We start from the raw sequence: 24102 nt of genomic DNA, 5'->3' as shown, positions 1-24102 counted from the left end.
GATTCGGTGCGACCGGCGGATCAGCCGGCGCGGCGAGCGCGAGCGGCGCGGCGCTTGAGGGCGCGGCGCTCGTCCTCGGACAGGCCTCCCCAGACGCCCGAGTCCTGTCCGGTCTCCAGGGCGTACTGCAGGCAGATCTCGGTGACGGTGCAGGTGGCGCAGACGGCCTTCGCCTTCTCGATCTGGTCGACTGCCGGTCCGGTGTTCCCGACGGGGAAGAACAGCTCGGGGTCGACGGTCAGGCAGGCGGCTTTGTCGCGCCAATCCATGGGGGCTCCTCGGTATGGGATCTGGTTCGAGCACGCGGTTTGCGACACTCGATGCGGGCGGCGATTCGGGGGTCCGCTACCCTGGTGAGATGCGAGCGACTGCTCGCCCCACGCCGCTGTGGGAGCACATGGCTTTGTCTATTCTGTTACATGAAAACCCTGAAATCAAGGGTTTTCTGACATCCGATTCCTCAGGAGTGCTCGTGCGTGCATCCCGTCCCGCCGTCCTCGCCGCGATCCTGCTCGTGGCGGAGGGCCTCGCCCTCGGCGCCGTCTCGATCATCGAACTCGTGCAGCTGGGCACGGGGAACGTCGCCTCCGGCCCGTCCGGGATCGGCCTGATCGTGCTGACGCTGCTGGTGGCGGCCGGACTCGTGCTGTTCGCGCTCGGGGTGCTGCGCCGCGTCTCGTGGGCGCGGTCCGGTGCGATCGTGTTCCAGGTGCTCGCGGTGGCGCTGGGCATCTCGTCGCTCACGCTGCAGCCGATCCCGTGGCCGTTCACCCTCGCGGTCGGCATCCCCGGTGCGGTGTGCCTCGTCCTGCTGATCCTCGCGTCCGCCGCGGACGGGCGCAGCGACCGTCGGATGCAGCGCGAGGACTGAACCGGTCAGGCGTCGATCCCGAGCGTCTTCCGCAGTCGCGCCACGTGACCGGTGGCCTTCACGTTGTACTGCGCGAGGGTGATGACGCCGTCCTCATCGAGGACGAACGTCGAGCGGATGACGCCCTCGACGACCTTCCCGTAGTTCATCTTCTCACCCCACGTGCCGTAGGCCTCGTGCACGGCGTGGTCCGGGTCGCTGAGCAGTTCGAAGGTGAGTCCGTCGCGCTCCTGGAACTTCTTCAGCTTCGCCGGCTCGTCACGCGAGACACCGACGACCGTGTAGCCGGCGCCCTGCAGCGAGGAGATGCTGTCGCGGAGATCGCACGCCTGCGTGGTGCAGCCCGGCGTCATCGCCGCGGGTAGAAGTACAGCACGACCTTCCGCCCGCGCAGGTCGGCCAGCGTGACCGCTTTCCCATCCTGGTCGAGCAGGGAGAAGTCGGGGGCCGGGGTGCCCGGCTCGAGGCGCGTCGCAGTCATGACCCCAGCCTATCGGCGGCCGCTGCGGCCGGCCGGTCAGCCGAAAGTGAGCAGCAGTCGCTGCAGCGAGTCCAGACGCGCGCGTCCGGTCTCGCTCAGGCGGCCTGCTGCGGCGGCCTCGTTCAGCGCGCAGTCCGGGGCATCCGGAAGATGCGTGCATCCGCGCGGGCAGTCCTCGGCGATCGCGGCGAGCTCGGTGAAGGCGGCGAGGATGTTCGCCGGATCGACATGGCCCAGGCCGAAGGAGCGCACGCCGGGGGTGTCGATCACCCAGCCGCGGCCGCCCTGACCTTGATAGCGCAGCGACACCGTGGACGAGGAGGTGTGCCGGCCGCGGCCGGTGACCTCGTTGACGTGCCCCGTCGCGCGTCCGGCGGTGGGGACCAGTGCGTTGACGAGCGTCGACTTGCCGACGCCGGAGTGCCCGACGAAGACCGTGGAGTGCCCGATCAGGGCCGAGCCGATCTCTTCGGCGGGCATCTGCCCACGCGCGCTGGTGAACACGCGCAGGTCGTCCAGGCCGTCGAAATGGGCCAGGAAGGGCGCGGGGTCGGCGAGATCGGTCTTGGTCACGACCAGGAGGGGGCGGATGCCGGCATCCAGAGCAGCGACGAGATAGCGATCGACCAGGCGCTCGCGGGGCTCGGGATCGGCTGCGGCGACCACGACCAGCATCTGGTCCGCATTCGCCACGATCACCCGCTCCACCTGATCGGTGTCGTCGGCGCTGCGGCGCAGCAGCGAGGTGCGCTGCTCGATGCCGACGATGCGGCCGAGAGTGCCCTCATCGCCGGAGCGGTCGCCGACGACGCGGGCGCGGTCGCCGGTGACGATCGGCTTCTTGCGGAGCTCTCGGGCGCGCGCCGCGGTGATCAGGTGCTCGTCGTCGGTGTCCTCGCCGACCAGTACGCTGTAGCGGCCGCGGTCCACGCCGAGCACGCGGCCGACCGAGGCGTCCTCGTGGGCCGGGCGGCGCTTGGTCCGGGGCCGGTTCGCCTTGGGGTTCGGGCGCACCCGCACGTCGGACTCGTCGAACTCGTCGAACTCGTCCTCGTCGTCGTCAGCGTCCAGCCAGCTCACGCGTCGGCGCCCTCCCTCGCACCGGTACCCGTCCGCATCCGCTCCCAGAGATGAGTGAACTCGGGCAGGGTCTTCGCGGTGGTGCCGATCTCGTCGATCACGACGTCGGGCACCCGCAGCCCGATCAGGGCGCCGGTGGTCGCCATGCGGTGATCGTGGTGCGCAGGCCAGTCCCCGCCGTGCAGCGGTGCCGGCACGATCCGCATGCCGTCGGGCAGCTCCTCGATGTCTCCGCCCAGTGCACGCAGGTTGCCGACCAGAGCCGCGATGCGGTCGGTCTCGTGACCGCGGATGTGCGCGACACCGCGGATCGTGGTGGGCCCGTCGGCGAATGCGGCGAGTCCCACGATCGTCGGTGTCAGCTCGCTCGCCGCCGACAGATCGAGCTCGAGGCCGCGGATGCCCTCCCCGGCGCGCACGCTGAGCACGCCGGAGTGCCGCGTCACGTGCGCACCCATCGCCCGCAGGATGTCGGGAAGCAGCGCTCCGGGCTGCGTGGAGTGCAGCGGCCAGCCGGTGATCGACACCTCGCCGCCGGTGACCAGGGCCGCGGCGAGGAACGGCGCGGCGTTGGAGAGGTCGGGCTCGATCGCGATCTGCTTCGCCCGGGGGATGCCCGCCTCGACCAGCCACTCGCCGGCGGCGGGACGCTCGATGCGGATGCCGCGCGTGCTCAGCGCCTCGATGGTCATGTCGATATGCGGCAGGCTGGGAAGGTGCTCGCCGGTGTGCACGAGGTGCAGGCCGACATCGAAGCGGGGTGCGGCCAGCAGCAGTCCGGAGACGAACTGGCTGGAGTCCGACGCGTCGATCTCGACCCGTCCGCCGCGGATGTGGCCGTGGCCGCGGACGGTGAACGGCAGCGACCAGGTGCCCTCGTCGTCGATATCCACGCCGAGGTCGCGCAGCGCGTGGATCATGGCGCCCATCGGGCGATGCAGGGCGTTCTGGTGCGCGGTGAGCGGCACGTCGGCCGTGGCGAGGCCCGCCAGCGGAGCGATGAACCGCATCACGGTGCCGGCCTGACCGCAGTCGATCTCGCGTCCGCCGGCCAGCGGCGCCGGGATGACCTCGAGATCCGGGCCGAACTCGCCATCGCCCTCGACCTCCTCGACGCCGACGCCGAGCGCGCGGAGCGCATCGATCATGCGCCGGGAGTCGTCGGAGTGCAGCGGACGCAGCAGCCGGCCGGGGCCGTCGGCGATCGCGGCGATGACCAGCTCGCGGTTCGTCAGCGACTTCGAGCCGGGGATCGTGAGGGTCGCGACGACCGGTCCGTCGGTGACGGGCGCGGAATACCGCCCCGTCACGGGAGAGGTGGAATACCTTGCAGCGCTCATCGGTTCCTACCCTAGTGAACGGCCCCGACGTGATCGGAGAGGAGGGGCGCATGATCGCCACTCTGGAGCGCGATGACATCGCCATCGTGGACCCCTGGGCGACCGGCCTAGACTGGCCGGTGATGGACGACACCTCTTCTGACGACGCTGCTGCGCGCGACCCTCGACGCGACTTCGAGGAGCAGGCGATCCCGTACATGGATCAGCTGTACGCCGCCGCCATGCGCATGACGCGCAATCCCGCCGACGCCGCCGATCTGGTGCAGGAGACGTTCGTCAAGGCGTACGGCTCATGGGCGACGTTCTCGCAGGGCACGAACCTGAAGGCCTGGCTCTACCGCATCCTGACGAACACCTACATCAACATCTATCGCAAGAAGCAGCGCGAGCCGTTCCAGGGCGCCATCGACGAGCTCGAGGACTGGCAGCTCGGCGGTGCGGAGTCCACCACGGCCTCCCGGAGCCGCTCGGCGGAGGCCGAGGCGATCGACCGGATGCCGGCATCCGTCGTCAAGGACGCGCTGCAGCAGGTTCCCGAGGACTTCCGCCTCGCGGTGTACCTGGCCGACGTCGAGGGGTTCTCCTACCAGGAGATCGCCGACATCATGAAGACGCCCATCGGCACCGTGATGAGCCGCCTGCACCGTGGCAGGCGGATGCTTCGGGAGCTGCTGGCTGACTATGCCGCCGAGCGAGGGATCGCGGCGGCCGGAACGAGGAGCACGAAATGACGGACTGCGGCTGTGAGAAGGCGCGTCGCGACTTGGAGGAGTACCTGCGCTCCGAGGTCTGCAACACCTCCGAAGGCGAGATCCGGGAGCATCTCGACAACTGCCCGTCCTGCCGGGACGAGGCGCTCGTCGCCAAGACCCTGACAGAGGTCGTGGCACGCGCGTGCAAGGAGGCCGCGCCCGAAGAGCTGCGCGACCAGGTCCTCGCCCGCCTGCGCGCCGCCCAGGCCGCGCACTGACGCCTGTCGGCGCCCCTGGATAGGGTGGGCGGGTGACTCTCATCGATGCCCGCTCCGTAGCCGCCGACCCGCAGTCCACCGCACGTCTGGCCGACGCCGGTCTCGAGTACCGCGTCGTCGACATGGCGGATGCGACCGCGGGCGTCGCGTTCGCCCGTGCCGACGCCCGCGGATTCCTCGACGCCGATCCCGGCGAGGAGCAGATCGCGCGGATGCGGGAGGCCTGGCAGGATCGCCGGAACATCGGCGTCTTCGAACCCGGAGCGGTTCCCGAGGCCTTCCCTGTGGCCACCGTGAACTCCTGGGTCGCCCCGCTGACCGTCCCCGGCGGCGAGGTCCCGATGTGGGCGATCAGCTCGGTCACCGTCGCCGCCACGCACCGCCGCCGCGGCATCGCCCGCAACCTGCTGGAGGGGGAGCTGCGCTCCGCGGCATCCGCCGGCGTGCCGATCGCGGGACTCACCGTCTCCGAGGCGACGATCTACTCGCGGTACGGCTTCGCGCCGGCGATCCCGGTCGCGCGGGTCGTGATCGACCCCCGTCGCGCGGGATGGATCGGGGTGCGGAGGCCGGCCGCCTGGAGTACATCGACCGCGAGACCACCGCCGCAGAGCTGGGGAACGTGTTCGAGCGCTCCCGCGCCCGACGGTCCGGGCAGATCCCGGGCTGGAAGCTGCGTTGGATGCGCAAAGCGGGTCTCACCGCGGACGACGCCAAGGGCGCGGCCGTGCGCGGAGTGCGCTATCTCGACGCCGACGGCGGGACCAGGGGCGTGCTCGCGTACGCGCTGAGGGAGCAATCGGGGACCTTCCGGTTCACGCTCACCGTCAACCACCTCGTCGCCGAGACCGACGAGGCGCTGCGGGCGCTGTGGGGCTTCGCCATCCATCACGACCTCGTGACCACGATCGAGGGTGATCTGCGTCCCGTCGACGACCCGATCCTGCACCTGGTGGCCGACCAGCGCGCCGTCCAGTTCACCGTGCACGACCACGGCTGGCTGCGCGTCCTCGACGTGCCGGCCGCACTCGCGGCGCGCACCTACCGCGCTCCGCTCGAGGTCGTGCTGCGCATCGAAGACGCACTGGGCTTCGCCGACGGCACCTGGCGACTGCTCATCGACGCGTCCGGCGAGGCGACGGTCGAGGCGACGGATGCGGCGGCCGACGTGACGCTGGGGGTCGTGGAGCTCTCCGCGATCTACGCGGGAGGAGTGCGCGCGACCCAGCTCGCCGCCGCCGGACGCGTCCACGGCGATCCCGGCGGGATCGCGGCGATCGACGACGCGTTCCGCACCGCCGAGGCGCCGACTCTAGGCATCTGGTACTGACTGCGAAGGGCGGCGCACCGGAGCGATCCGGACGCTCTGCGGAGCTTTCCGGACAATCCGTCCTCACCGAGCCCTTCCGCGCGACCCGACGTCCGACCCCGGCGCCAGCGTGAGCCGGTGAGCATTCGGGAACCGCTGAGACGACGGATGCCGCCCCTCGAGGAGGAGCGGCATCCGTCGTCGTGCTCTGCGGATCAACTCAGGGTGAGCGCGGCCTTCAGCAGCTCTGCCTGCTCGATCGCGTGCACCTTAGACGAGCCCGTCGCCGGCGACGCCGAAGCCGGGCGCGTCACCGCACGGAACTGACGCGGACCGGGGACCTCGGCGAACGCGAGCGCCAGGAACGGCCAGGCGCCCTGGTTCTCCGGCTCCTCCTGCACCCACACCAGTTCGGCGTTCGGGTAGCTGTCGGTGATCGCCTTGAGGCCGTCGATCGGGGTCGGGTAGAGCTGCTCGAGCCGTACCAGCGCGACCTCGGGGTTCGGGTTCTTGTCGAGCTCGCTGCGCAGGTCCCAATGGACCTTTCCGGAGTGCACCAGCACGCGCTTGACCGCGGCGCGGTCTAGCTGTCGCGCGTCGTCGATCACCGGCTCGAAGCGGCCCTGCGTGAAGTCCTCGACGGCGCTGGTCGCGCCGCGCAGACGCAGCATGGCCTTCGGGGTGAAGACGATCAGCGGCTTGCGTGGGCGGGCGTAGGCCTGACGGCGCAGCAGATGGAAGTACGACGCCGGCGTCGAGGGACGCGCCACGATCATGTTCTCCTGCGCGCACAGCTGCAGGAAGCGCTCCATGCGGGCCGACGAGTGGTCGGGCCCCTGGCCCTCGTAGCCGTGCGGCAGCAGCAGGGTCACGCTGGACTGCTGGCCCCACTTCTGCTCGGCGGCCGAGATGTACTCGTCGATCACCGACTGGGCGCCGTTGACGAAGTCGCCGAACTGCGCCTCCCAGAGCACCAGCGCCTCGGTGTCCTCGACGGAGTAGCCGTACTCGAAGCCGAGGGCTGCGTACTCGCTGAGCAGCGAGTCGTACACGAAGAAGCGGCCCTGGCTGTCGGACAGGTTCGTCAGCGGCAGCCACTCCTGGCCGTTCTTGCGATCGTGCAGCACGGCGTGGCGCTGCACGAAGGTGCCGCGCCGCGAGTCCTGGCCGGCCAGACGCACCGGGGTGCCCTCCAGCAGCAGCGATCCGAACGCCAGCAGCTCGCCGAAGCCCCAGTCGATGCCCCCGGAGCGGCTCATCTCGACCCGCTTGTCGAGCGCCTGCTGCAGCTTCGGGTGCACGGTGAAGCCCTCGGGCTTGTTCGCGTGCGCGTCGCCGATGAGGCGGATGATCTCGTCCGAGACGCCGGTGACCTCCGGCGCGCCGACCCGGTCGTCGACGGGGCTGAGCTCCGGGGCGATCGGCGTGGCGCCGGTCTCGGCGGCGTGCGTCTCGGCGAATGCGATCTCCAGACGGTTCTGGAAGTCGGCCTTCGCCTCGTCGTACTCCTCCTCGGTGATGTCGCCTCGTCCGACCAGTGCCTCGGTGTACAGCTTGCGCACCGAGCGCTTGGCCTGGATGAGGTCGGTCATCAGCGGCTGCGTCATCGACGGGTCGTCGCCCTCGTTGTGGCCGCGACGGCGGTAGCAGACGAGATCGACCACGACGTCGCGGTGGAACCGCTCGCGGTACTCGAACGCCAGCTGTGCGACATGGATGACGGCTTCGGGGTCGTCGCCGTTCACGTGGAAGATCGGGGCCTGGATGGTCTTGGCGACATCCGTGGCGTAGACCGAGGTGCGCGAGTCGTTCGGCAGCGTCGTGAAACCGACCTGGTTGTTGACCACGACGTGCACGGTGCCGCCGGTGCGGTAGCCGCGCAGCTGCGACATCTGCAGTGTCTCCACGACCACGCCCTGACCGGCGAACGCGGCGTCGCCGTGCACGAGGATCGGCAGCCACGCGAAGGTGCCGATCGGCTTGCGGTCCTGCTTGGCGCGGACGATGCCCTCGAGCACGCCGTCGACGGTCTCGAGGTGCGAGGGGTTCGCCGCCAGGTACACCGGCATCTCCTCGCCGTCCTCGGACACGAAGGTGCCCTCGGTGCCGAGGTGGTACTTCACGTCACCGGAGCCGCGCTGGTTGCCGGGGGTCAGCGACCCCTCGAACTCGCGGAACACCTGGCCGTAGGTCTTGCCGGCGATGTTGGTCAGCACGTTCAGCCGACCGCGGTGCGCCATCGCGATGGCGGCGCCGTCGAGGCCGGATGCGGCCGCACCCTGCAGGATCTCGTCCAGCAGCGGGATGAGCGACTCGGCGCCCTCGAGGGAGAACCGCTTCTGGCCGACGAACTTCGTCTGCAGGAAGGTCTCGAACGCCTCGCCCTCGTTCAGCTTGCGGAGCACCCGGAGCTGCTCGTCGTGGCCGGGCTTGACGTACTTGACCTCGAGCTTCTCCTGGAACCAGCGGCGCTGCTCCGGGTCCTGGATGTGCATGTACTCGATGCCGACGGTGCGGCAGTACGAGTCGCGCAGCACCCCGAGGATGTCGCGCAGCTTCATCTGGCGCTTGCCGCCGAAGCCGCCGGTGACGAACTCGCGGTCGAGATCCCAGAAGGTCAGGCCGTGGTTCTCGATCTCGAGATCGGGGTGCGTGCGCTGCACGTACTCCAGCGGGTCGATGTCGGCCATCAGATGGCCGCGCACGCGGAACGAGTTGATGAGCTCCTGCACACGGGCCTGCTTGTCGACCCGCTCCGCGAGGTCGATCGCGATGTCGGAGTTCCAGCGGATCGGGGCGTACGGGATGCGCAGGGCCGCGAAGATGTCGTCGTAGAAGCCGCGCTGGCCGATGAGCAGCTCATGCACCTTCTTGAGGAACTCGCCCGACCCGGCGCCCTGGATGACGCGGTGGTCGTAGGTGCTGGTCAGCGTGATCGTCTTGCCGATGCCGAGTTCGGCGAGCGTGCGCTCGCTGGAGCCCTGGAACTCCGCCGGGTACTCGAGGGCCCCGGCGCCGATGATGCAGCCCTGGCCCTTCATCAGGCGCGGCACCGAGTGCACGGTGCCGATGCCGCCCGGGTTGGTCAGCGAGACGGTCGTGCCCTGGAAGTCGGCGGCGGTGAGCTTGTTGGAGCGCGCCCTGGTGATGAGGTCCTCGTACGCCGAGAGGTACTCGTGGAAGCTCATCGTGTCGGCGCGCTTGATGCTCGGCACGAGCAGGGCGCGGGTGCCGTCCGGCTTGGGGACGTCGATCGCGATGCCGAGGTTCACATGTGCGGGCGCCACGACCGACGGCTTGCCGTCGACCTCGGCGTAGAACACGTTCTGGCTGGGGAACTCCTTGAGCGTCTGGATGAGCGCCCAGCCGATCAGGTGGGTGAAGCTGATCTTGCCGCCGCGGGTGCGCGACATGTGGTTGTTGACGACGATGCGGTTGTCGATCATCAGCTTGGCCGGCACGGTGCGAACGCTGGTCGCCGTCGGGACGGTGAGCGACTGATCCATGTTCGCGGCGAGGGTCTTCGGCATGCCGCGCAGCGGCGTGACGGTGTCCTCGTCGACGGCCGGGGGCTCTTCCGTGGTCTTCGCCTGCGGCTTGGGTGCCTGTGCGGGCACCGGTGCCTGCCTGGCGGGCTTCGCCGTGGTGCGTGCGACGGGCTGCGCTCCGATCACCGGGATGGGCGCGGTCACCGGAGCGGTGGTGGTCGGCACGGGCGCTGCGGCCGCGGCATCCGGCTGGTAGTTCTCCAGGATCGGCCACCACTCCTTGTCGACGGAGTTGCGGTCCTTCTTGAACTGCTCGTAGAGCTCGTCCACGAGCCAGGAATTGGCTCCGAACCCCCCGTCGCCGCCGACGCCGGTCACCTGGTTCGCCACGCTTGATCGCCCTCTTTCATCGCTGAATGTCTGATGCGCGGATCAGGGCAGACCCGCACACGTTACGGGGTTCAAGCCTAATGCCATTCCCTGCATGAACGCATGATCCGGGACCGCCGCCGCGCCCCCGGACCGGTACCGTTGAAGGCATGGAGTTTGCAGGCGAACGGCCCATGGTCGACCTCACGTATTCCGACGTGTTCCTGGTGCCCCGGCGCTCGGGCATCACCAGCCGTCTGCAGGTCGACCTGGCCCCTGCCGACGGCACTCCGGCGACCATCCCGCTGGTCGCCGCGAACATGAACTCGGTGACCGGCCCCAGGCTGGCCGCGGCTCTCGCACGGCGCGGCGGTCTCGGAGTGCTGCCACAGGATCTGCCGCTGCAGGAGCTCGACGCGGCGATCCGCTGGGTCAAGCGTCAGCCCGTGCGCTGGGACACCCCGCTCGTCCTGCCGCCGTCGGCCACTGTCGCCGACGCTCTGCGACTGCTGCCGCCGACCGAAGGGCTCGGCATCGTCGTGGCCGCGACGTCGGGCGAGGCCCGCCTGCCGATCGAGCAGATCTCCGGCATCCTGCCCGCCACCCGCCTCGCGACCGCGCTGCCGGATGCCGCACTCGGCGACCTCGTGCACGCCCATGCGCCGGCGATCGACGCCGAGACGGTGGGCGAGGGCCGCGCGGCCTTCGACGCCGTCGACGCGCTGGACGCCGAGATGGCGCTCGTGATCGACCACGGGCACCTCGTCGGCACGCTCAGCAGGCGCACGGCGCTGCGCTCGAACCTGTACCGGCCCGCCGTCGACGCGTCCGGACGGCTGGCCGTCGCGGCGGCGGTCGGCATCAACGGCGAGGTCGCCGAGAAGGCCGAGGCGCTCGCCGCGGCCGGGGTGGACGTGCTCGTGGTCGACACCGCGCACGGACACCAGGAGGGGATGCTGCGCGCGCTCGCGCTGGTCGCGGGCCTGAATCTCGGCATCCCGATCGTCGCGGGCAACATCGTGACAGCCGATGGCGTCGGCGACCTGGTGTCCGCCGGTGCGAACATCCTGAAGGTCGGGGTCGGTCCCGGCGCGATGTGCACGACCCGCATGATGACGGCGGTCGGCCGCCCGCAGTTCTCCGCCGTGCTCGAGACCGCCGAGGCCGCGCGACAGGCCGGCGCGCACGTATGGGCGGACGGGGGAGTGCGCTACCCGCGCGATGTGGCACTGGCGCTCGCCGCCGGTGCGGCATCCGTCATGGTCGGATCGTGGTTCGCCGGCACGATCGAGGCGCCGGGCGAGCTGCAGCACGACGCCGAGGGGCGCGCGTTCAAGGAGTCGTGGGGGATGGCCTCGACGAAGGCCGTGCAGGCCCGGTTCGGCCGTCTGGACTCGTATGAGCGTGCGCGCAAGGAGCTGTTCGCCGAGGGCATCTCCTCGTCTCGCATCTACCTCGACCCGCTGCGTCCCGGCATCGAGGACCTGCTCGACATGATCACCTCGGGCATCCGCTCGTCGTTCACCTACGCGGGGGCGGCCACCGTGCCGGAGTTCCACGAGCGCGCCCTGGTGGGGCTGCAGTCCGCCGCAGGCTACGAAGAGGGCAAGGCGCTGCCCGTCTCGTGGTGAGCGGGCGGGCGCGTTCCCCGTTCGCGCTGCTGGTCTGCGCGCGCTGCTGCTCGCTGCGTCCGGTTGGGATCGCGCTGCTGTTCCGTGTTCGCGCTACTGATCCTTACGTCCGAATCGGTTCCCGCTGCTGTTCCGTGCTCATGCACCGCGTATCCGCGTAGCGCGAGCCGAAGAGTGCCGCGCGGACGAACACGGATTCTGCGTCGATGGCAGGGTCGGCTCTGCGAGTGACCGGTCCTCCCCAAGCGCGGATGTCCGACGAGTTCTCCGCAGCGAGGGACATGTGGCAGAGGAAGCGGATGCTGCTCATGACAGCCTTCCGGAATGACCCAGCAGACCGGTCCCGAGATCGACATCCGCCGACGCCGCGACCGTGGTGGAGTCGGGATGTCGGACCGCAGACTCCGGACGCTCGTCAGACGGGGTGACGTGCACAGGGTGGTCGCCGGCAGCTTCGTGCCCGGCGGCGCGTGGAAGAAGCTCACTCCGCTGCAGCGACATCTCGTGACGGTCGTCGAGGTCGCGGAGCACGCGCGCTCGCCTCAGGTGTACATGGGTTCGGCGGCCGCCGCCGTGTGGGGCATCGATCGAGTCGAGGCCTGGCCGAGAGGCGTCGCCGTCCGTGTCGCCCGGACCACCGGAGGCCGATCGACGGGAAACGTCATTCGCCGGGCACTCGGTTTCGACGGGGTCGAGCTCGTCGAATGGCACGGTCATCTGGTGACCTCGCCCGCGCAGACGGCGATCGACCTCGCGGCCGATGCCGGCTTCATGGCCGGCGTCGTCGCGATGGATCAGGCTCTGTGGGCTCGTCGCGAGGGCGGACCGCTCACGACCGTCGATGAGATCCTGACGCTCCTCGATCAGCAGACGCGGCGAGGACGGGGACGGGCACGTGCAGCACTCGACTTCAGCACGTCTCTCGCCGACTCCGTTCGCGAATCCGAGGCCCGCGTGCTGATCGACCGGCTCGGCTTCCCCTCGCCCGTCCTCCAGAAGGAGTTCCGCCTGGACCAGGGCAGGCGCGCGCGGTCGGACTTCTACTGGGAGGATTTCGACCACGTCGGCGAGTTCGACGGGACGGGCAAGTACTTCGACCCCGACATCCTCCAAGGGCGGACGCCGGAGCAGGCGCTGCTGGACGAGAAGGACCGCGGCGACCAGCTGCGTCGGCGTGTGAAGGGCATGTCCCGCTGGCGCACGGATGCCCATCGCAACCCTCAGCTGCTATACGACATCCTGACCGGCGACGGACTGCCCTCACGGCTTCCGCGCCCGCGGGAGCGAGCGGCGCAGGCACCGCGGAACAGCCGATAGCGGCATCCGCGGATCGCCGCGCGGGACTCGCGCGGCACTTGTCGGCGCGCGCGGCGCATATACGCGCAACGCGTGCACGAAAATGCCGCGCGACCAGGATCGGATGCCGGGACATGCCGCGCGAACGCGAAACTGCAGCGCGACGGCGGGCAAGTCCGCGGGCATCCGGCCGGGCGGGAACACAGCGCGGGTATGTAGAATCGGGCGCACAATGGACGACCCTCCTTCTTGCAGTCCCTCGCCCCACTGCCCGCTCCTCCATCTCTCGGAGGGGATCAGCTGATGGATTTCATCCTGTTGGGCGTGGGGCTCCTTCTCACGATCGGCACCGGCCTCTTCGTGGCCAGTGAGTTCGCGCTGGTCAATCTCGACCGCGCTGAACTCGAAGCACGTCAGGCCCGTGGCGAGTCCAGACTCGGACTCACCATCCGGGCGCTGAAGATCACCTCGACGCATCTGTCGTCGGCACAGCTCGGCATCACGCTGACCACGCTGCTGACCGGTTACACGATGGAACCGGCGATCTCGAATCTGCTCGCGCCCGTACTCACCTCCTGGGGCGTGCCGGAGGGCGTAGTGCGGCCGATCGCGGTCGTCGTGGCGATGATCGTCGCCACGCTGCTGTCGATGATCCTCGGCGAGCTGGTGCCCAAGAACTTCGCTCTGGCACTGCCGATCGCGACCGCGAAGCTCGTGCTGCCGTTCCAGACGGCCTTCACCGCGGTGTTCAAACCCGCCGTCCTGGTGCTCAACGGCAGCGCGAACGCTGTGCTGCGATCGATGGGCGTGGAGCCCAAGGAGGAGCTCTCCGGTGCGCGCAGCGCCGAGGAGCTGTCCTCCCTGGTGCGCCGATCCGCCAGCGCCGGCCTCCTCGAGGAGGACACGGCGACCCTGCTGGACCGCAGCCTGACGTTCGCCCGCCTCACCGCGGCGGACATCATGACTGCGCGTCCGAGCATGCATGCGCTCGCCGCATCCGACAGTGCGGACGACGTGATCCAACTCGCCCGCCGCACCGGACACAGCCGCTTCCCCGTGCACGGCGACGACCTCGACGACATCACCGGCATCGTGCATCTCAAGGCCGCCGTCGGCGTGCCGCGCGACCGCCGGGCCGATGTGCCGGTCGGCGCCCTGTCCACCGAGCCGCTCCGCGTGCCCGAGACCGTGCACCTGGACGCACTGATCGCCGAGCTGCGCGCCAAGGGCTACCAGCTGGCGATCGTCGTCGACGAGTACGGCGGAACCGCGGGGCTGGTCACGCTGGAGGATCTCGTGGAGGAGATCGTCGGCGAGGTCTCGGACGAGCACGACCGCACCCGCGCCGGCATCGTGCGCCGTGAGGATTCGGTGACCTTCCCCGGTGAGCTGCGTCCCGACGAGCTGCTCGCGCAGACCGGCATCGCCGTACCGGAGGGCGACGTCTACGACACCGTCGCCGGCTACGTGATGAGCCTGCTCGAGCGGGTTCCCGTCATCGGCGACGAGGTGCGCACCGCACAGGGCGTCCTGCACGTCGTGCGCATGGACGGACGCCGCATCGATCGCATCCGCTTCACGCCCGATCCGGCGTCCGACGAGCAGGAGGACGTCCGATGAACGACTGGGCGGGACTGGTCTGGCTGGTCGTGCTGCTGCTGGGCAACGCCTTCTTCGTCGGCGCCGAGTTCGCGGTGATCTCGGCGCGCCGGTCGCAGATCGAGCCCCTCGCCGAGAAGGGGTCGCGCTCGGCGAGGACGGCGCTGTTCGCCATGGAGCACGCCACGCTCATGCTGGCGACCTCGCAGCTGGGCATCACGATCTGCTCGCTGCTGATCCTGAACGTCTCCGAGCCGGCGATCCACCACCTGCTGGCGGTGCCCCTGGAGGCGCTGGGCTGGGCGGTCGCGGTCGTCGACGTCACGGCGTTCGTCATCACTCTGGTGCTGGTGTCGTTCCTGCACGTCGTGTTCGGCGAGATGGTGCCGAAGAACCTCGCGTTCTCGCTGCCGGATCGCGCGGTGCTGCTGCTCGCGACGCCGCTGGTGTGGATCTCGAAGGTGTTCATGCCGGTGATCTGGTTCCTGAACGCGTCGGCGAACGCCGTGCTGCGGCTGTTCCGGGTGGAGCCCAAGAACGAGGCGGCCTCGACGTTCACCCTGGACGAGGTGGCGACGATCGTCGATCAGTCGCGCCGTGAGGGCGTGCTGACCGACACCGCGGGCACCGTCGCCGCCGCCGTGGAGTTCACCGACAAGAAGGCCAGGGACGTGGCAGTGCCTCTGAGCGAACTGGTCACACTTCCGCAGACCACGACGCCGGACGAGATCGAGCGCGCGGTGGCCCGTCACGGGTTCTCCCGCTACGTGATCGTCGACGACGAGGGTCTCCCTGCCGGCTACGTGCACCTGAAGGACATCCTGCGCGCCGCCGAGGGCCCGGATGCCGCCGAGCGCGCCACCGTCCCGGTGCCGTCCAAGCGCATCCACCACATGGTGCCCGTGCAGGAGGACACCGATCTCGAGGACGCGCTGACCGCGATGCGCCGCGCCGGGCGCCACCTCGCCCGGGTGCGCGACCGCAGCGGCGAGACCACCGCGGTGCTGTTCCTCGAGGACATCATCGAGGAGCTCGTCGGCGAGGTGCAGGACGCCACCAGGCGCGGCTACGGGCGCTGAGACCCTCGCGGCCGCCGGTGCCGAGCGCCGGCGGCCGTGCCGTCACCTCCAGCGTGCGCGCCGATACTGCGGTGGCCAGGCGATCTCGGCGCCCAGCTCGTGGGCGGCCCGCAGACCGAAGTGCGGGTCCCGCAGCCACTCCCGTCCGGCGAACACGGCGTCGGCCGCTCCCGTGGCGATGACCTGCTCGGCCTGATCGGCCACGGTGATGAGCCCGACCGCGGTGGTGGCGACGCGTCCGTCCTGCCGCACGATCTCGGCGAGTGGCACCTGATAGCCCGGGTGCAGGTCGATCTGCTGGTGCAGGACCAGGCCGCCACTGGAGACGTCGATGAGGTCGGCGCCGTACTCGATCGCCCAGCCGCCGACGATCGCGGCCTCCTCTGGCACGAAGCCGCCCTCGGCGTGGTCCGTGGCCGAGATGCGCACCAGCAGCGGGACGCCCTCGCCCGCGACCGAACGGACCGCCTGCACGACGCGCAGCAGCAGCCTGGCCCGGTTCTGCAGGCTGCCGCCGTACTCGTCCGTGCGCTGATTCGACAGCGGCGAGAGGAACTGGTGCAGCAGATAGCCGTGCGCGCCGTGCACCTCGAGCACCTCGAACCCGGCATCCAGAGCGCGGCGCGCCGCGTCGGCGAAGCCGGTGACGACCGCCTCGATCCCCGCCTCGTCGAGTGCGCTCGGTGCGGCGAACCCTTCGAAGGCGATGGCCGACGGCGCGACGGTCGGCCATCCGCCCTCGGAGGCCGGCACCGAGCCCTGCTGCTCGGCCCACGGCCACCACGTCGACGCCTTGCGACCCGCGTGCGCGAGCTGGATGCCGGCATGCGCGCCCCGAGCCCGGATGCTGCGCACGACCGGCGCCCAGGCGTCGCGCTGCGCGTCGTTCCAGAGCCCGGTGTCGTGCGGCGAGATCCGGTCCTCCGGCACGACGGCGGTGGCCTCGGCCACGACGAGTCCCGCCCCGCCGTCGGCGAACTGCGGCAGGTGCACGTGATGCCAGTCGCCGGGCATGCCCTCCACGGCGGAGTACATGCACATCGGCGACACCCAGAGTCGGTTGCGCAGAGTGACGGAGCGGAGGGTCAGAGGGGAGAACAGCAGGCTCACCCCCTGACCGTACCGCTCCGCCGAACGGCCGGCGCTAACGTGGAGTCATGCGTGAGTGGACCGGTGCGGATGCGGCGCGCTTCCTGCGCGCCCCCGGCCCCGACGACGACAAGCGCTCGCGCGGCGTGGTGGCGCTGCGCACCGGATCGGCCCGGTACCCGGGCCGGCGGTGCTCGGCGTCGAGGGCGCCTGGCGCGCCGGATGCGGCTTCGTGCGCTACGCGGGACCTGCGACGGAAGCGGTGCTCGCCCGCCGGCCGGAGACCGTGCTGGGTGCGGATGCCGGTGCGCACGTGGACGCCTGGGTCATCGGCTCCGGCACGGACGGTGGCGTCCGCGTGGGCGGCTCCGGCCGCGGCGTGGCGACCGACACTGCGGCCCTGCCGCTGCCGGGCACGCTGCGAGCGGATGCCGGCCCCTCGGCCATGTCGGCACGCGGCTACGACGAGGAGCGCGCACTGCGCAGCATCCTCGCGGGTGAGCACCCGGTCGTCGTGGACGCCGGCGCCCTCGACCTGGTGCGCGGCAGCACTGCGCCGATGGTCATCACGCCGCACGCGGGGGAGTTCGCCCGGCTGCGGGATCGGCTCGGGCTGCCGGCCGGGTTCCCCGTCGATGAGACGGGTCGCGCCGCACAGGTGAACGAGGTCGCCGCCGTCCTGTCCTGCACGGTGCTGCTGAAGGGGGCGCGCACCCTGGTCTGCGCACCGGACGGAGACGCCGTCGTGGTCGCGAATGCGCCCGGCTGGCTCGCGACGGCCGGGGCGGGCGATGTGCTGGCCGGGGTGATCGGTGCCCTGCTCGCCGCGAACGTCGACAAGAGCCCCGCGGAGGTCGCGGCTTCGGCGGTCTGGCTGCACGGTCGCGCGGCGACCATCGCAGCCGGTGCCGAGCACGGCGCGGTGGGGCATCCGATCGTCGCGCTGGACGTCGCCGAAGCGCTGCCGTACGCGGTGGCGGAGCTGCTGGCATGACAAGGGCGCGAGTCCGCCCCGGCACGATCGCACTCTGGGCCGCCTTCGTGGCCGTGCACGCCGTGATCGCCTGGTTCGGATGGGTGCTGCCCAGCCAGCCGATGGGCGACGTGGTGCTCGTCTATCAGCCGTGGTCGCACTCCGCGCTGACCGGCGGTGCGATCGTGGGCATCACCGAGCCGTGGGTGTATCCGCAGCTCGCCCTCATCCCGATGATCGTGGCCCACCTGCTCGCGACTCCGCTGGTCGGCTCGATGGGTGCCACGAGCGCCTATCTCGTCGCCTGGGCCGTGCTGGTCACCGTGCTCGACCTGATCGGGTTCGCCGTGCTGGTCGGCCGGGGCAGGACGCACCGTCGCCGGAGCGCCGGCTGGTTCTGGTGCGGCGCGCTGCTGCTGCTCGGACCGATCGCGATGTACCGGCTTGATGCGATCACCGTGCCGCTCGCGGTGATCGGCGGCCTCTGGCTCGCCACGCGTCCCGCCGTCGGAGCAGCGCTGCTGACGATCGGCGCCTGGATCAAGATCTGGCCCGCGGCGCTCGTGCTGGCCGCGGTCATCGCGGTGAAGCAGCGCATCCGCATCCTTCTCGCCGCCGCAGCGGTGACGGCGGCGGCGATCGTCGTGCTGCTGCTGCTCGGCGCGGACCGCGAGCTGTTCGGCTTCCTCGGCCGGCAGACCGGTCGTGGACTCCAGATCGAGGCCGTCGCCGCGACGCCGTTCCTCTGGCTGGCGCTCGCCGGCCGTGCCTCGATCGTGTACTCGTACGACATCCTGACCTTTCAGATCGAGGCACCCGGAGCATCCGTCGTCTCGGCCGTGCTCACACCGCTCATGGTGCTCGTCGCGGCTGCCGTCGCGACGGTCGGGTGCGTGAAGGCCGTGCGCGGCGCGACCTGGCAACGGCTGTTCCCTCCGCTCGCCCTGACGCTCGTGACCGTCCTGATCGTCACCAACAAGGTCGGCTCGCCGCAGTTCCAGACCTGGCTGATCGCGCCGATCATTCTGTGGCTGGTGCTGGATCGCACGCGCGCCGTGACCCCTGCGCTGCTGGTGCTGGGTCTGTGCGCCCTCACCTTCCTCGTCTATCCGCTGACCTACGACGCGCTGCTGCGCGCCGAACCGCTGCCCGTGCTGCTGCTCAGCGCCCGCAACATCCTGCTCGTCGTGCTGGCCGTGGTGAGCACCGCCGCGCTGCTGCGCGTGCCCGCCACGAGTCGTTCCCGCTGACCGAACACCGAACCGGAGGTACCCCCATGCTCATCGCCTTCTCCGTCGCCCCCAGCGGCGCTCCCCGCGACGGGGCAGAGAACCCCGACGCATCCGTGCACGACGCCGTCGCCGCAGCCGTGAAGGTCGTGCGCGACTCCGGGCTGGCGCACCGGACGACCTCGATGTTCACCGAGATCGAGGGACCGGACTGGGACACCGTGATGGACGTCGTCAAGCGCGCGACCGAAGCGGTCATGCCGTTCGGGTCTCGGGTGTCGCTGGTGCTCAAGGCCGACATCCGTCCGGGGCACAGCGGCGAGATCGACGGCAAGATCGAGCGGCTCGAGGCGGCGATCGAGGATGCCTCGGAGCGCTGAGGACGCGAGCGCCGAGTTCGAGGGCGATCTCCCGCTCGCGGGCACCGCGGTCGTCCTGAGGGATGCGCCGGAGGGGATGCAGGTGCTGCTGCTGCTGCGCCCGGATCGCGGTTCGTTCGCCGGCTCGTGGGTGTTCCCGGGCGGCAGGCTGGAGCCCGGCGATCTCGGTGACGACGAGGTCGAGCGGGCGAAATCGGCAGCGGTGCGCGAGACCGCCGAAGAGGCCGGCATCCGCATCCGCGATCTCGTCGCCCTGTCCTGCTGGGAGCCGCCGCGTGAGATTCCGAAACGCATCCGCACCTGGTTCTTCCTCGCCTCGGAGGACGGCGACGAGGTGCGGGTGAATCCCGGTGAGATCGAGCGGGCGCTCTGGGTCTCGCCCGAGGCGGCGCTGCGGATGCAGGCCGAGGGCGAGCTGGTGCTCTGGCCGCCGACCTGGGTGACGCTGCACGGACTGCTGCTGCACCGCACGGCCGCCGATGCGCGAGCCGCGCTGGGTGCTCCCGAGCTGCGGCGCACGAGGATCCTCGAGACCGCCGATGGGCGGGTTTTCCTCTGGGAGGGCGATGAGCATCATTCCGAGCAGCCGGGCGCGCCGGGTGCGCGCAACCGCGTCGCGACAGGGCGCCTGCCCTGGACGTACGAGCGCTCCTAGTCCTCCAGCAGCCGGCGCAGGTGGCCGCCCACCTCGTCGGTCTCGATGAGGAAGCCGTCGTGGCCGAAGTCGCTGGTGAGCACCACGGCTCCGTCGTCGATCGTGTTCGGAATGCTGCGCGCGATGCGCTGCTGACCGTCGACAGGGAACAGCCGGTCCGTGTCGATGCCCAGCACCAGGGTCTTCGCGGTGACCCGGTGCAGCGCCTCTTCGACACCGCCGCGGTCGCGGCCGATGTCGTGCGAGTTCATCGCCTCGACCAGCGTCAGATAGCTGTTCGCGTCGAAGCGCCGGGTGAACTTGTTGCCGTGGAAGTCGAGGTACGACTCCACCGCGAATCGCCCACCACGTCCCAGCGGCGACAGATCCGACTGCCAGGAGCGCTGGAAGCGCTGGTTCAGCTCGATCGGGCTGCGGTAGTTCAGCAGCGCCATGCGGCGGGCGAGCGCGAGACCGCGATGCGGGCCTTCGCCCAGCGCGGAGTCGTAGTACTCGCCGCCGTCGAACCGAGGATCCATCCGCACCGTCTCGAGCTGCACGAAGTTCAGCGCGAGCTGATCGGCGGTGGTGACCGGGGAGAGGACAGCACGGCCAGTCGCTCGACGCGCGAGGGATGCGTCACGGCCCACTCCAGCGCGTGCATGCCGCCCATCGATCCGCCGATCACGGCGGCCCAGCGATCGATGCCGAGCGCGTCGGCGAGCATGACCTGCGCGGCGACCTGGTCGCGGATCGTCAGGTACGGGAAGCGGGACGCCCACTCCCGGCCGTTCGGCGCGATGCTGGCGGGGCCGGTCGATCCCTGGCATCCGCCCAGCATGTTCGGCGCGATCACGAACCACTCGTCGGTGTCGATCGGACCGTCGGAGTCGACGATGTCGTCCCACCACCCGCCGGTCGGATGCCCCGGACCCGCGGCTCCGCGCACGTGGCTGTCGCCGGTGAGGGCGTGCAGCACCAGGATCGCGTTGTCGCGGGCGGCGTTCAGCTCGCCCCACGACTCCCACGCGAGCCGGATGCCGGGCAGTTCTGCGCCGTTCTCGGTGCGGAAGGCGCCGAGGTCGGTGAAGCTCCGCCCGCCCGCGGGATCTCCGTCGCGCCAGGCGCCGGTCGCCGGCGGGCGCGCCCGCATCATGCTGGACTGCGCTTCGGTCACACGCCGCGAGGGCACCGTGTCCGCCGAGGTCGTCTGCCAGTCCATGCACCCATTCTTCCGTGAGAAGCCGTCCGACGGCGGCACGTTACGCACCGCGGGGCGGGGAAACGCGCGGATGCCCCGGACCTGACGGTCCGGGGCATCCGCGTCTCGAGGAGGAGAGGATTACGCGCGCGCGGCCTCGGTCACGCGGCGGGCGGCGGCGAGCGCCTGGTCGAGATCGGCCTTGAGGTCGTCGATGTTCTCGAGTCCCACCGAGAGCCGCACCAGGCCGGGGGTGACGCCGGCGGAGAGCTGCTGCTCGGGGAGAGCTGGGAGTGCGTGGTCGATGCCGGGTGGATGACCAGCGAACGCACGTCGCCGATGTTGGCCAGGTGGCTGAACAGTGACAGGTTGTTGACGAACTCGCGGCCGGCGTCGACGCCGCCCTTGAGCTCGAACGAGAGCACCGCGCCGACGCCCTTGGGCGCGTACCTGTTGGCGGCGGCGTACCACGGTGACGTGGGCAGGCCGGAGTAGTTGACGGTGGCGACGTCGTCGCGACCATCGAGCCACTCGGCGATCTCCTGAGCGTTCTGAACGTGGCGCTCGACACGGAGCGACAGCGTCTCGACGCCCTGGATGAGGTTCCAGGCGCTCTGCGGGGCGATGGCGGAGCCGAGGTCGCGGAGCAGCTGCACGCGGGCCTTGATGATGTACGCGAGCGAGTCGCCGACGGCGGTCGTGTACGAGGCGCCGTGGTAGGACGGGTCGGGCAGGGTGAGTCCGGGGAAGCGGTCGACGTTCTTCGACCACTCGAACTTGCCGCCGTCGATGACGACGCCGCCGATCGTGGTGCCGTGCCCGCCGAGGAACTTCGTCACCGAGTGCACGATGATGTCGGCGCCGTGCTCGAAGGGGCGGATCAGGTACGGGGTGGCGATCGTGTTGTCGACGATCAGCGGCACGCCGCTCTCGTGCGCGATGTCGGCGACGGTGCGGATGTCGAGCACGTTGATCTGGGGGTTGCCGATCGTCTCGGCGAAGAACAGCTTCGTCTCCGGGCGCACGGCGCGGCGCCATTCCTCGGGGTCGTCCTGGTTCTCGACGAACGTGACCTCGATGCCGAGCTTGGCCAGCGTGTACTTGAACAGGTTGTACGTGCCGCCGTAGATCGAGCTCGACGCCACGAAGTGGTCGCCGGCCTGCGCGATGTTCAGGATGGCGAAGGTCGACGCGGCCTGGCCGCTGGAGAGCACCAGGGCTCCGGTGCCGCCCTCGAGCGCGGCGAGGCGCTGCTCGAGCACGTCCTGCGTGGGGTTCTGGATACGGGTGTAGATGTTGCCGAACTCGGCCAGCGCGAACAGGTTCGCGGCGTGGTCGGCGTTGTCGAAGACGTACGACGTGGTCTGGTAGATCGGCGTCGCGCGGGCCTTGGTGACAGGGTCGGGCGCGGCGCCCGAGTGGATCTGCTTGGTCTCGAAGCGCCAGTTCTCGGCTGCGGACATGAGGTTCCCCCAGGGATGGAAGCGGGTGAGTGCGGCGGATGCCTTCCAGCGACACTACGGAAGAACGACGCCTGTCAACAGGGGATGGGAAATGTGACGTAACACCCGAGGCCACCCTTGCCCATCGCACGCGACACGATTGGATATCGTACGGAATGACCGGATGCGGCGACATGGCCGATTCAGGAGGCTGACACGATGACGACCGAGACGACTTCGACCGGGGCGGGACCGAGTCGGAGGACGGTGCTCGCCGGGGCCGCGTGGTCGGTGCCCGTGGTCGCTGTCGCAATCGCGACGCCCGCACGGGCCGCATCCGGGGATGACCTGGGCAGGCTCGTCCTCGAGACGGCGACCGGTGGCTCGTGGGTCAATCCTGAGTACTACGGCGCGTCGATCCAGCTGCGCAACGACGACACTCACGCGACGTCGACACCTGTTGCCGACATCACCAGCGGCACCGTGACCGTGACATTCGCTCGTGTCGACGTCGGCGATGTGCAGCCCGCTGTGATCGCCAATGCAGGGGGAAGCAGTCCGTCGGTTCCCAGCCTGCCCGCCACTGATCCGACCTGGACGGCCGCCGGTGCGGTGGACAACGGCGACGGAACCGTCACGTACACACTCCTGTTCTCGGGCAGCATCGCGGGACAGGGACTGTCGAGGGTGACGTTCGGCATCTTGGGGCCCAGCCCGCTCCACTCGGGAATCGACGTGACAGTGCGATCCACGGGCAGTCCGACGGACGGCTGGATCAGCGAGGACACCTACAGACTCTATTGATTGCGGCCCGGGCTGTCTCGTCACGGAATCGCACCGGGCGTCGTACGGTGGAGGCATGGTGAACAGGCGTGCGGTGGTGACCGGTGCGAGCACCGGTATCGGCGAGGCGACGGTGCGGGCGCTCCGCTCCTCGGGGTGGGATGTCGTCGGCGTCGCCCGGCGCGCGGAACGGCTGGAGGCGCTTGCCGCCGAGACGGGTTCGACGGCGTTCGCCGCCGATCTCACGGATGCCGAGCAGATCGGGGCCCTGGTGGCCCACCTCGACGAGACCGGTCCGGTGCACGCGCTCGTGCATGTCGCCGGCGGCGCGAGGGGCACGGACCGCGTCGAGAGCGGATCCGCCGAGCAGTGGCGCTGGATGTACGAGTCGAACGTGATCGCCGCCCAGCAGCTCACCGCGGCACTGCTCCCGCAGCTGCGTGCCGCGGCGGCGGATGGTCACGCCGACCTGCTGTTCGTGACCTCGGTGGCAGCCCGGGGCGCCTATCCCGGCGGCGGCGGGTACAACGCGGCCAAGGCCGCGGAGTCGATGATCCCGCAGGTGCTGCGCCTGGAGCTGAACGGCGAGCCGATCCGCATCACCGAGATCGCGCCGGGAATGGTGCACACCGAGGAGTTCACTCTGCGCAGGCTCGGCGGCGATGCGGTCGCGGCCGAGGCCGTGTACTCCGGTGTCGAGGCGCCTCTGGTCGCGGAGGACGTCGCCGATGTCGCCGCCTACGCCTTGAACGCGCCCGCGCACGTGAACCTCGACCTCATCGTGATCCGCCCGGTGGCGCAGGCCGCGTCGCACCTGCTGGCGCGGGGTCCGCTGCGCCCGCGGATCGAGGGCTGACC

At 70.3% G+C, this 24102-nt stretch carries 20 protein-coding genes and 3 pseudogenes; 15 read left to right on the top strand and 8 right to left on the bottom strand.

What is annotated here, in order from left to right; genetic code table 11:
- Positions 1-20: 20 nt before the first annotated feature.
- A complete protein-coding gene (locus L2X99_RS07970) occupies positions 21-269 on the bottom strand; it encodes a WhiB family transcriptional regulator (RefSeq protein WP_116241334.1) in 249 nt (82 codons plus the stop codon).
- 203 nt (positions 270-472) lie between these two features.
- Here L2X99_RS07970 and L2X99_RS07965 point away from each other — a divergent pair, with 203 nt between their 5' ends.
- Positions 473-871 (top strand): hypothetical protein, encoded by a 399-nt coding sequence (locus L2X99_RS07965; protein WP_236124204.1) that lies wholly within the window; start codon positions 473-475, stop codon positions 869-871.
- A 5-nt stretch (positions 872-876) separates the two neighbouring features.
- Here the strand turns inward: L2X99_RS07965 and bcp are convergent.
- The 3 genes and pseudogenes from bcp to aroA all read right to left on the bottom strand — a co-directional run bounded on the left by bcp (position 877) and on the right by aroA (position 3772).
- Positions 877-1352: pseudogene (bcp, locus tag L2X99_RS07960) on the bottom strand (thioredoxin-dependent thiol peroxidase).
- 36 nt (positions 1353-1388) lie between these two features.
- Positions 1389-2432 (bottom strand): ribosome small subunit-dependent GTPase A, encoded by a 1044-nt coding sequence (gene rsgA, locus L2X99_RS07955; protein ID WP_236124207.1) that lies wholly within the window; start codon positions 2430-2432, stop codon positions 1389-1391.
- Positions 2429-3772, bottom strand: a complete 1344-nt coding sequence (gene aroA / locus L2X99_RS07950) for a 3-phosphoshikimate 1-carboxyvinyltransferase (protein WP_236124208.1) — start codon at positions 3770-3772, stop codon at positions 2429-2431. Before aroA ends, rsgA begins: the two co-directional genes overlap by 4 nt.
- A gap of 50 nt (positions 3773-3822) precedes the next feature.
- Between aroA and L2X99_RS07945 the strand changes: the two genes are divergently transcribed.
- Genes L2X99_RS07945 through L2X99_RS07930 form a run of 4 tightly spaced genes read left to right on the top strand, consistent with a single transcriptional unit; the run spans position 3823 to position 6072 of the window.
- A complete protein-coding gene (locus L2X99_RS07945) occupies positions 3823-4503 on the top strand; it encodes a sigma-70 family RNA polymerase sigma factor (RefSeq protein ID WP_329608149.1) in 681 nt (226 codons plus the stop codon).
- Positions 4500-4742 carry a zf-HC2 domain-containing protein gene (locus L2X99_RS07940; protein WP_236124210.1) on the top strand — a complete coding sequence of 81 codons (243 nt, stop codon included), beginning with the start codon at positions 4500-4502 and terminating at the stop codon, positions 4740-4742. Before L2X99_RS07945 ends, L2X99_RS07940 begins: the two co-directional genes overlap by 4 nt.
- A gap of 32 nt (positions 4743-4774) precedes the next feature.
- Positions 4775-5533, top strand: a complete 759-nt coding sequence (locus L2X99_RS07935) for a GNAT family N-acetyltransferase (RefSeq protein ID WP_236124212.1) — start codon at positions 4775-4777, stop codon at positions 5531-5533.
- On the top strand, positions 5470-6072 hold the full coding sequence (locus L2X99_RS07930; RefSeq protein WP_236124214.1) for a sterol carrier protein domain-containing protein: 603 nt from the start codon (positions 5470-5472) through the stop codon (positions 6070-6072). Before L2X99_RS07935 ends, L2X99_RS07930 begins: the two co-directional genes overlap by 64 nt.
- A gap of 194 nt (positions 6073-6266) precedes the next feature.
- Here L2X99_RS07930 and L2X99_RS07925 read toward each other — a convergent pair whose 3' ends face one another.
- A complete protein-coding gene (locus L2X99_RS07925) occupies positions 6267-9929 on the bottom strand; it encodes a multifunctional oxoglutarate decarboxylase/oxoglutarate dehydrogenase thiamine pyrophosphate-binding subunit/dihydrolipoyllysine-residue succinyltransferase subunit (RefSeq protein ID WP_236124216.1) in 3663 nt (1220 codons plus the stop codon).
- 149 nt (positions 9930-10078) lie between these two features.
- On the opposite strand from L2X99_RS07925, the gene L2X99_RS07920 reads away from it, so the two are divergent.
- The 4 genes from L2X99_RS07920 (at position 10079) to L2X99_RS07905 (ending at position 15513) form a co-directional block, all read left to right on the top strand.
- Positions 10079-11539 carry a GuaB1 family IMP dehydrogenase-related protein gene (locus L2X99_RS07920; protein WP_236124218.1) on the top strand — a complete coding sequence of 487 codons (1461 nt, stop codon included), beginning with the start codon at positions 10079-10081 and terminating at the stop codon, positions 11537-11539.
- 324 nt (positions 11540-11863) lie between these two features.
- Positions 11864-12856 (top strand): hypothetical protein, encoded by a 993-nt coding sequence (locus tag L2X99_RS07915; protein WP_236124220.1) that lies wholly within the window; start codon positions 11864-11866, stop codon positions 12854-12856.
- Between the two features lie 282 nt (positions 12857-13138).
- A complete protein-coding gene (locus L2X99_RS07910) occupies positions 13139-14455 on the top strand; it encodes a hemolysin family protein (protein WP_236135826.1) in 1317 nt (438 codons plus the stop codon).
- Entirely contained in the window at positions 14452-15513 is a 1062-nt protein-coding gene (locus tag L2X99_RS07905) for a hemolysin family protein (protein WP_236124222.1), read from the top strand. The genes L2X99_RS07910 and L2X99_RS07905 overlap by 4 nt, the downstream gene beginning before the upstream one ends.
- A 42-nt stretch (positions 15514-15555) precedes the next feature.
- On the opposite strand, the gene L2X99_RS07900 is transcribed toward L2X99_RS07905, so the two are convergent.
- Positions 15556-16623 (bottom strand): NADH:flavin oxidoreductase/NADH oxidase, encoded by a 1068-nt coding sequence (locus L2X99_RS07900; RefSeq protein ID WP_236135825.1) that lies wholly within the window; start codon positions 16621-16623, stop codon positions 15556-15558.
- Between the two features lie 169 nt (positions 16624-16792).
- Here L2X99_RS07900 and L2X99_RS07895 point away from each other — a divergent pair, with 169 nt between their 5' ends.
- From L2X99_RS07895 to L2X99_RS07880, 4 genes are read left to right on the top strand one after another with little or no spacing between them, the layout of a single operon-like run.
- Positions 16793-17596, top strand: a complete 804-nt coding sequence (locus L2X99_RS07895; protein WP_329608148.1) for an ADP-dependent NAD(P)H-hydrate dehydratase — start codon at positions 16793-16795, stop codon at positions 17594-17596.
- Positions 17593-18825: a hypothetical protein gene (locus tag L2X99_RS07890; RefSeq protein ID WP_236124223.1), complete on the top strand. Its 1233-nt coding sequence runs from the start codon at positions 17593-17595 to the stop codon at positions 18823-18825. The genes L2X99_RS07895 and L2X99_RS07890 overlap by 4 nt, the downstream gene beginning before the upstream one ends.
- A 26-nt stretch (positions 18826-18851) precedes the next feature.
- Positions 18852-19184, top strand: a complete 333-nt coding sequence (locus tag L2X99_RS07885; protein WP_236124224.1) for a thiamine-binding protein — start codon at positions 18852-18854, stop codon at positions 19182-19184.
- Positions 19168-19839 (top strand): NUDIX domain-containing protein, encoded by a 672-nt coding sequence (locus tag L2X99_RS07880; RefSeq protein WP_236124226.1) that lies wholly within the window; start codon positions 19168-19170, stop codon positions 19837-19839. Before L2X99_RS07885 ends, L2X99_RS07880 begins: the two co-directional genes overlap by 17 nt.
- Here the strand turns inward: L2X99_RS07880 and metX are convergent.
- Both metX and L2X99_RS07870 read right to left on the bottom strand, forming a co-directional pair.
- Positions 19836-21040: pseudogene (gene metX, locus L2X99_RS07875) on the bottom strand (homoserine O-acetyltransferase MetX). The gene L2X99_RS07880 and the pseudogene metX overlap by 4 nt on opposite strands.
- Before the next feature lie 120 nt (positions 21041-21160).
- Positions 21161-22482: pseudogene (locus tag L2X99_RS07870) on the bottom strand (bifunctional o-acetylhomoserine/o-acetylserine sulfhydrylase).
- 198 nt (positions 22483-22680) lie between these two features.
- Here L2X99_RS07870 and L2X99_RS07865 point away from each other — a divergent pair.
- Both L2X99_RS07865 and L2X99_RS07860 read left to right on the top strand, forming a co-directional pair.
- On the top strand, positions 22681-23265 hold the full coding sequence (locus tag L2X99_RS07865) for a hypothetical protein (RefSeq protein ID WP_236124230.1): 585 nt from the start codon (positions 22681-22683) through the stop codon (positions 23263-23265).
- Between the two features lie 55 nt (positions 23266-23320).
- Complete coding sequence (locus tag L2X99_RS07860; protein ID WP_236124232.1) at positions 23321-24100, top strand: SDR family oxidoreductase; 780 nt, start codon at positions 23321-23323, stop codon at positions 24098-24100.
- The last annotated feature ends 2 nt before the right edge of the window (positions 24101-24102 follow it).

Origin of the sequence: Microbacterium sp. KUDC0406 (assembly GCF_021582875.1) — a bacterium.
Lineage (GTDB): Bacteria > Actinomycetota > Actinomycetes > Actinomycetales > Microbacteriaceae > Microbacterium.
Note: the sequence above shows the minus strand (reverse complement) of the source record. Positions and strands in the feature narration are given on the sequence as shown.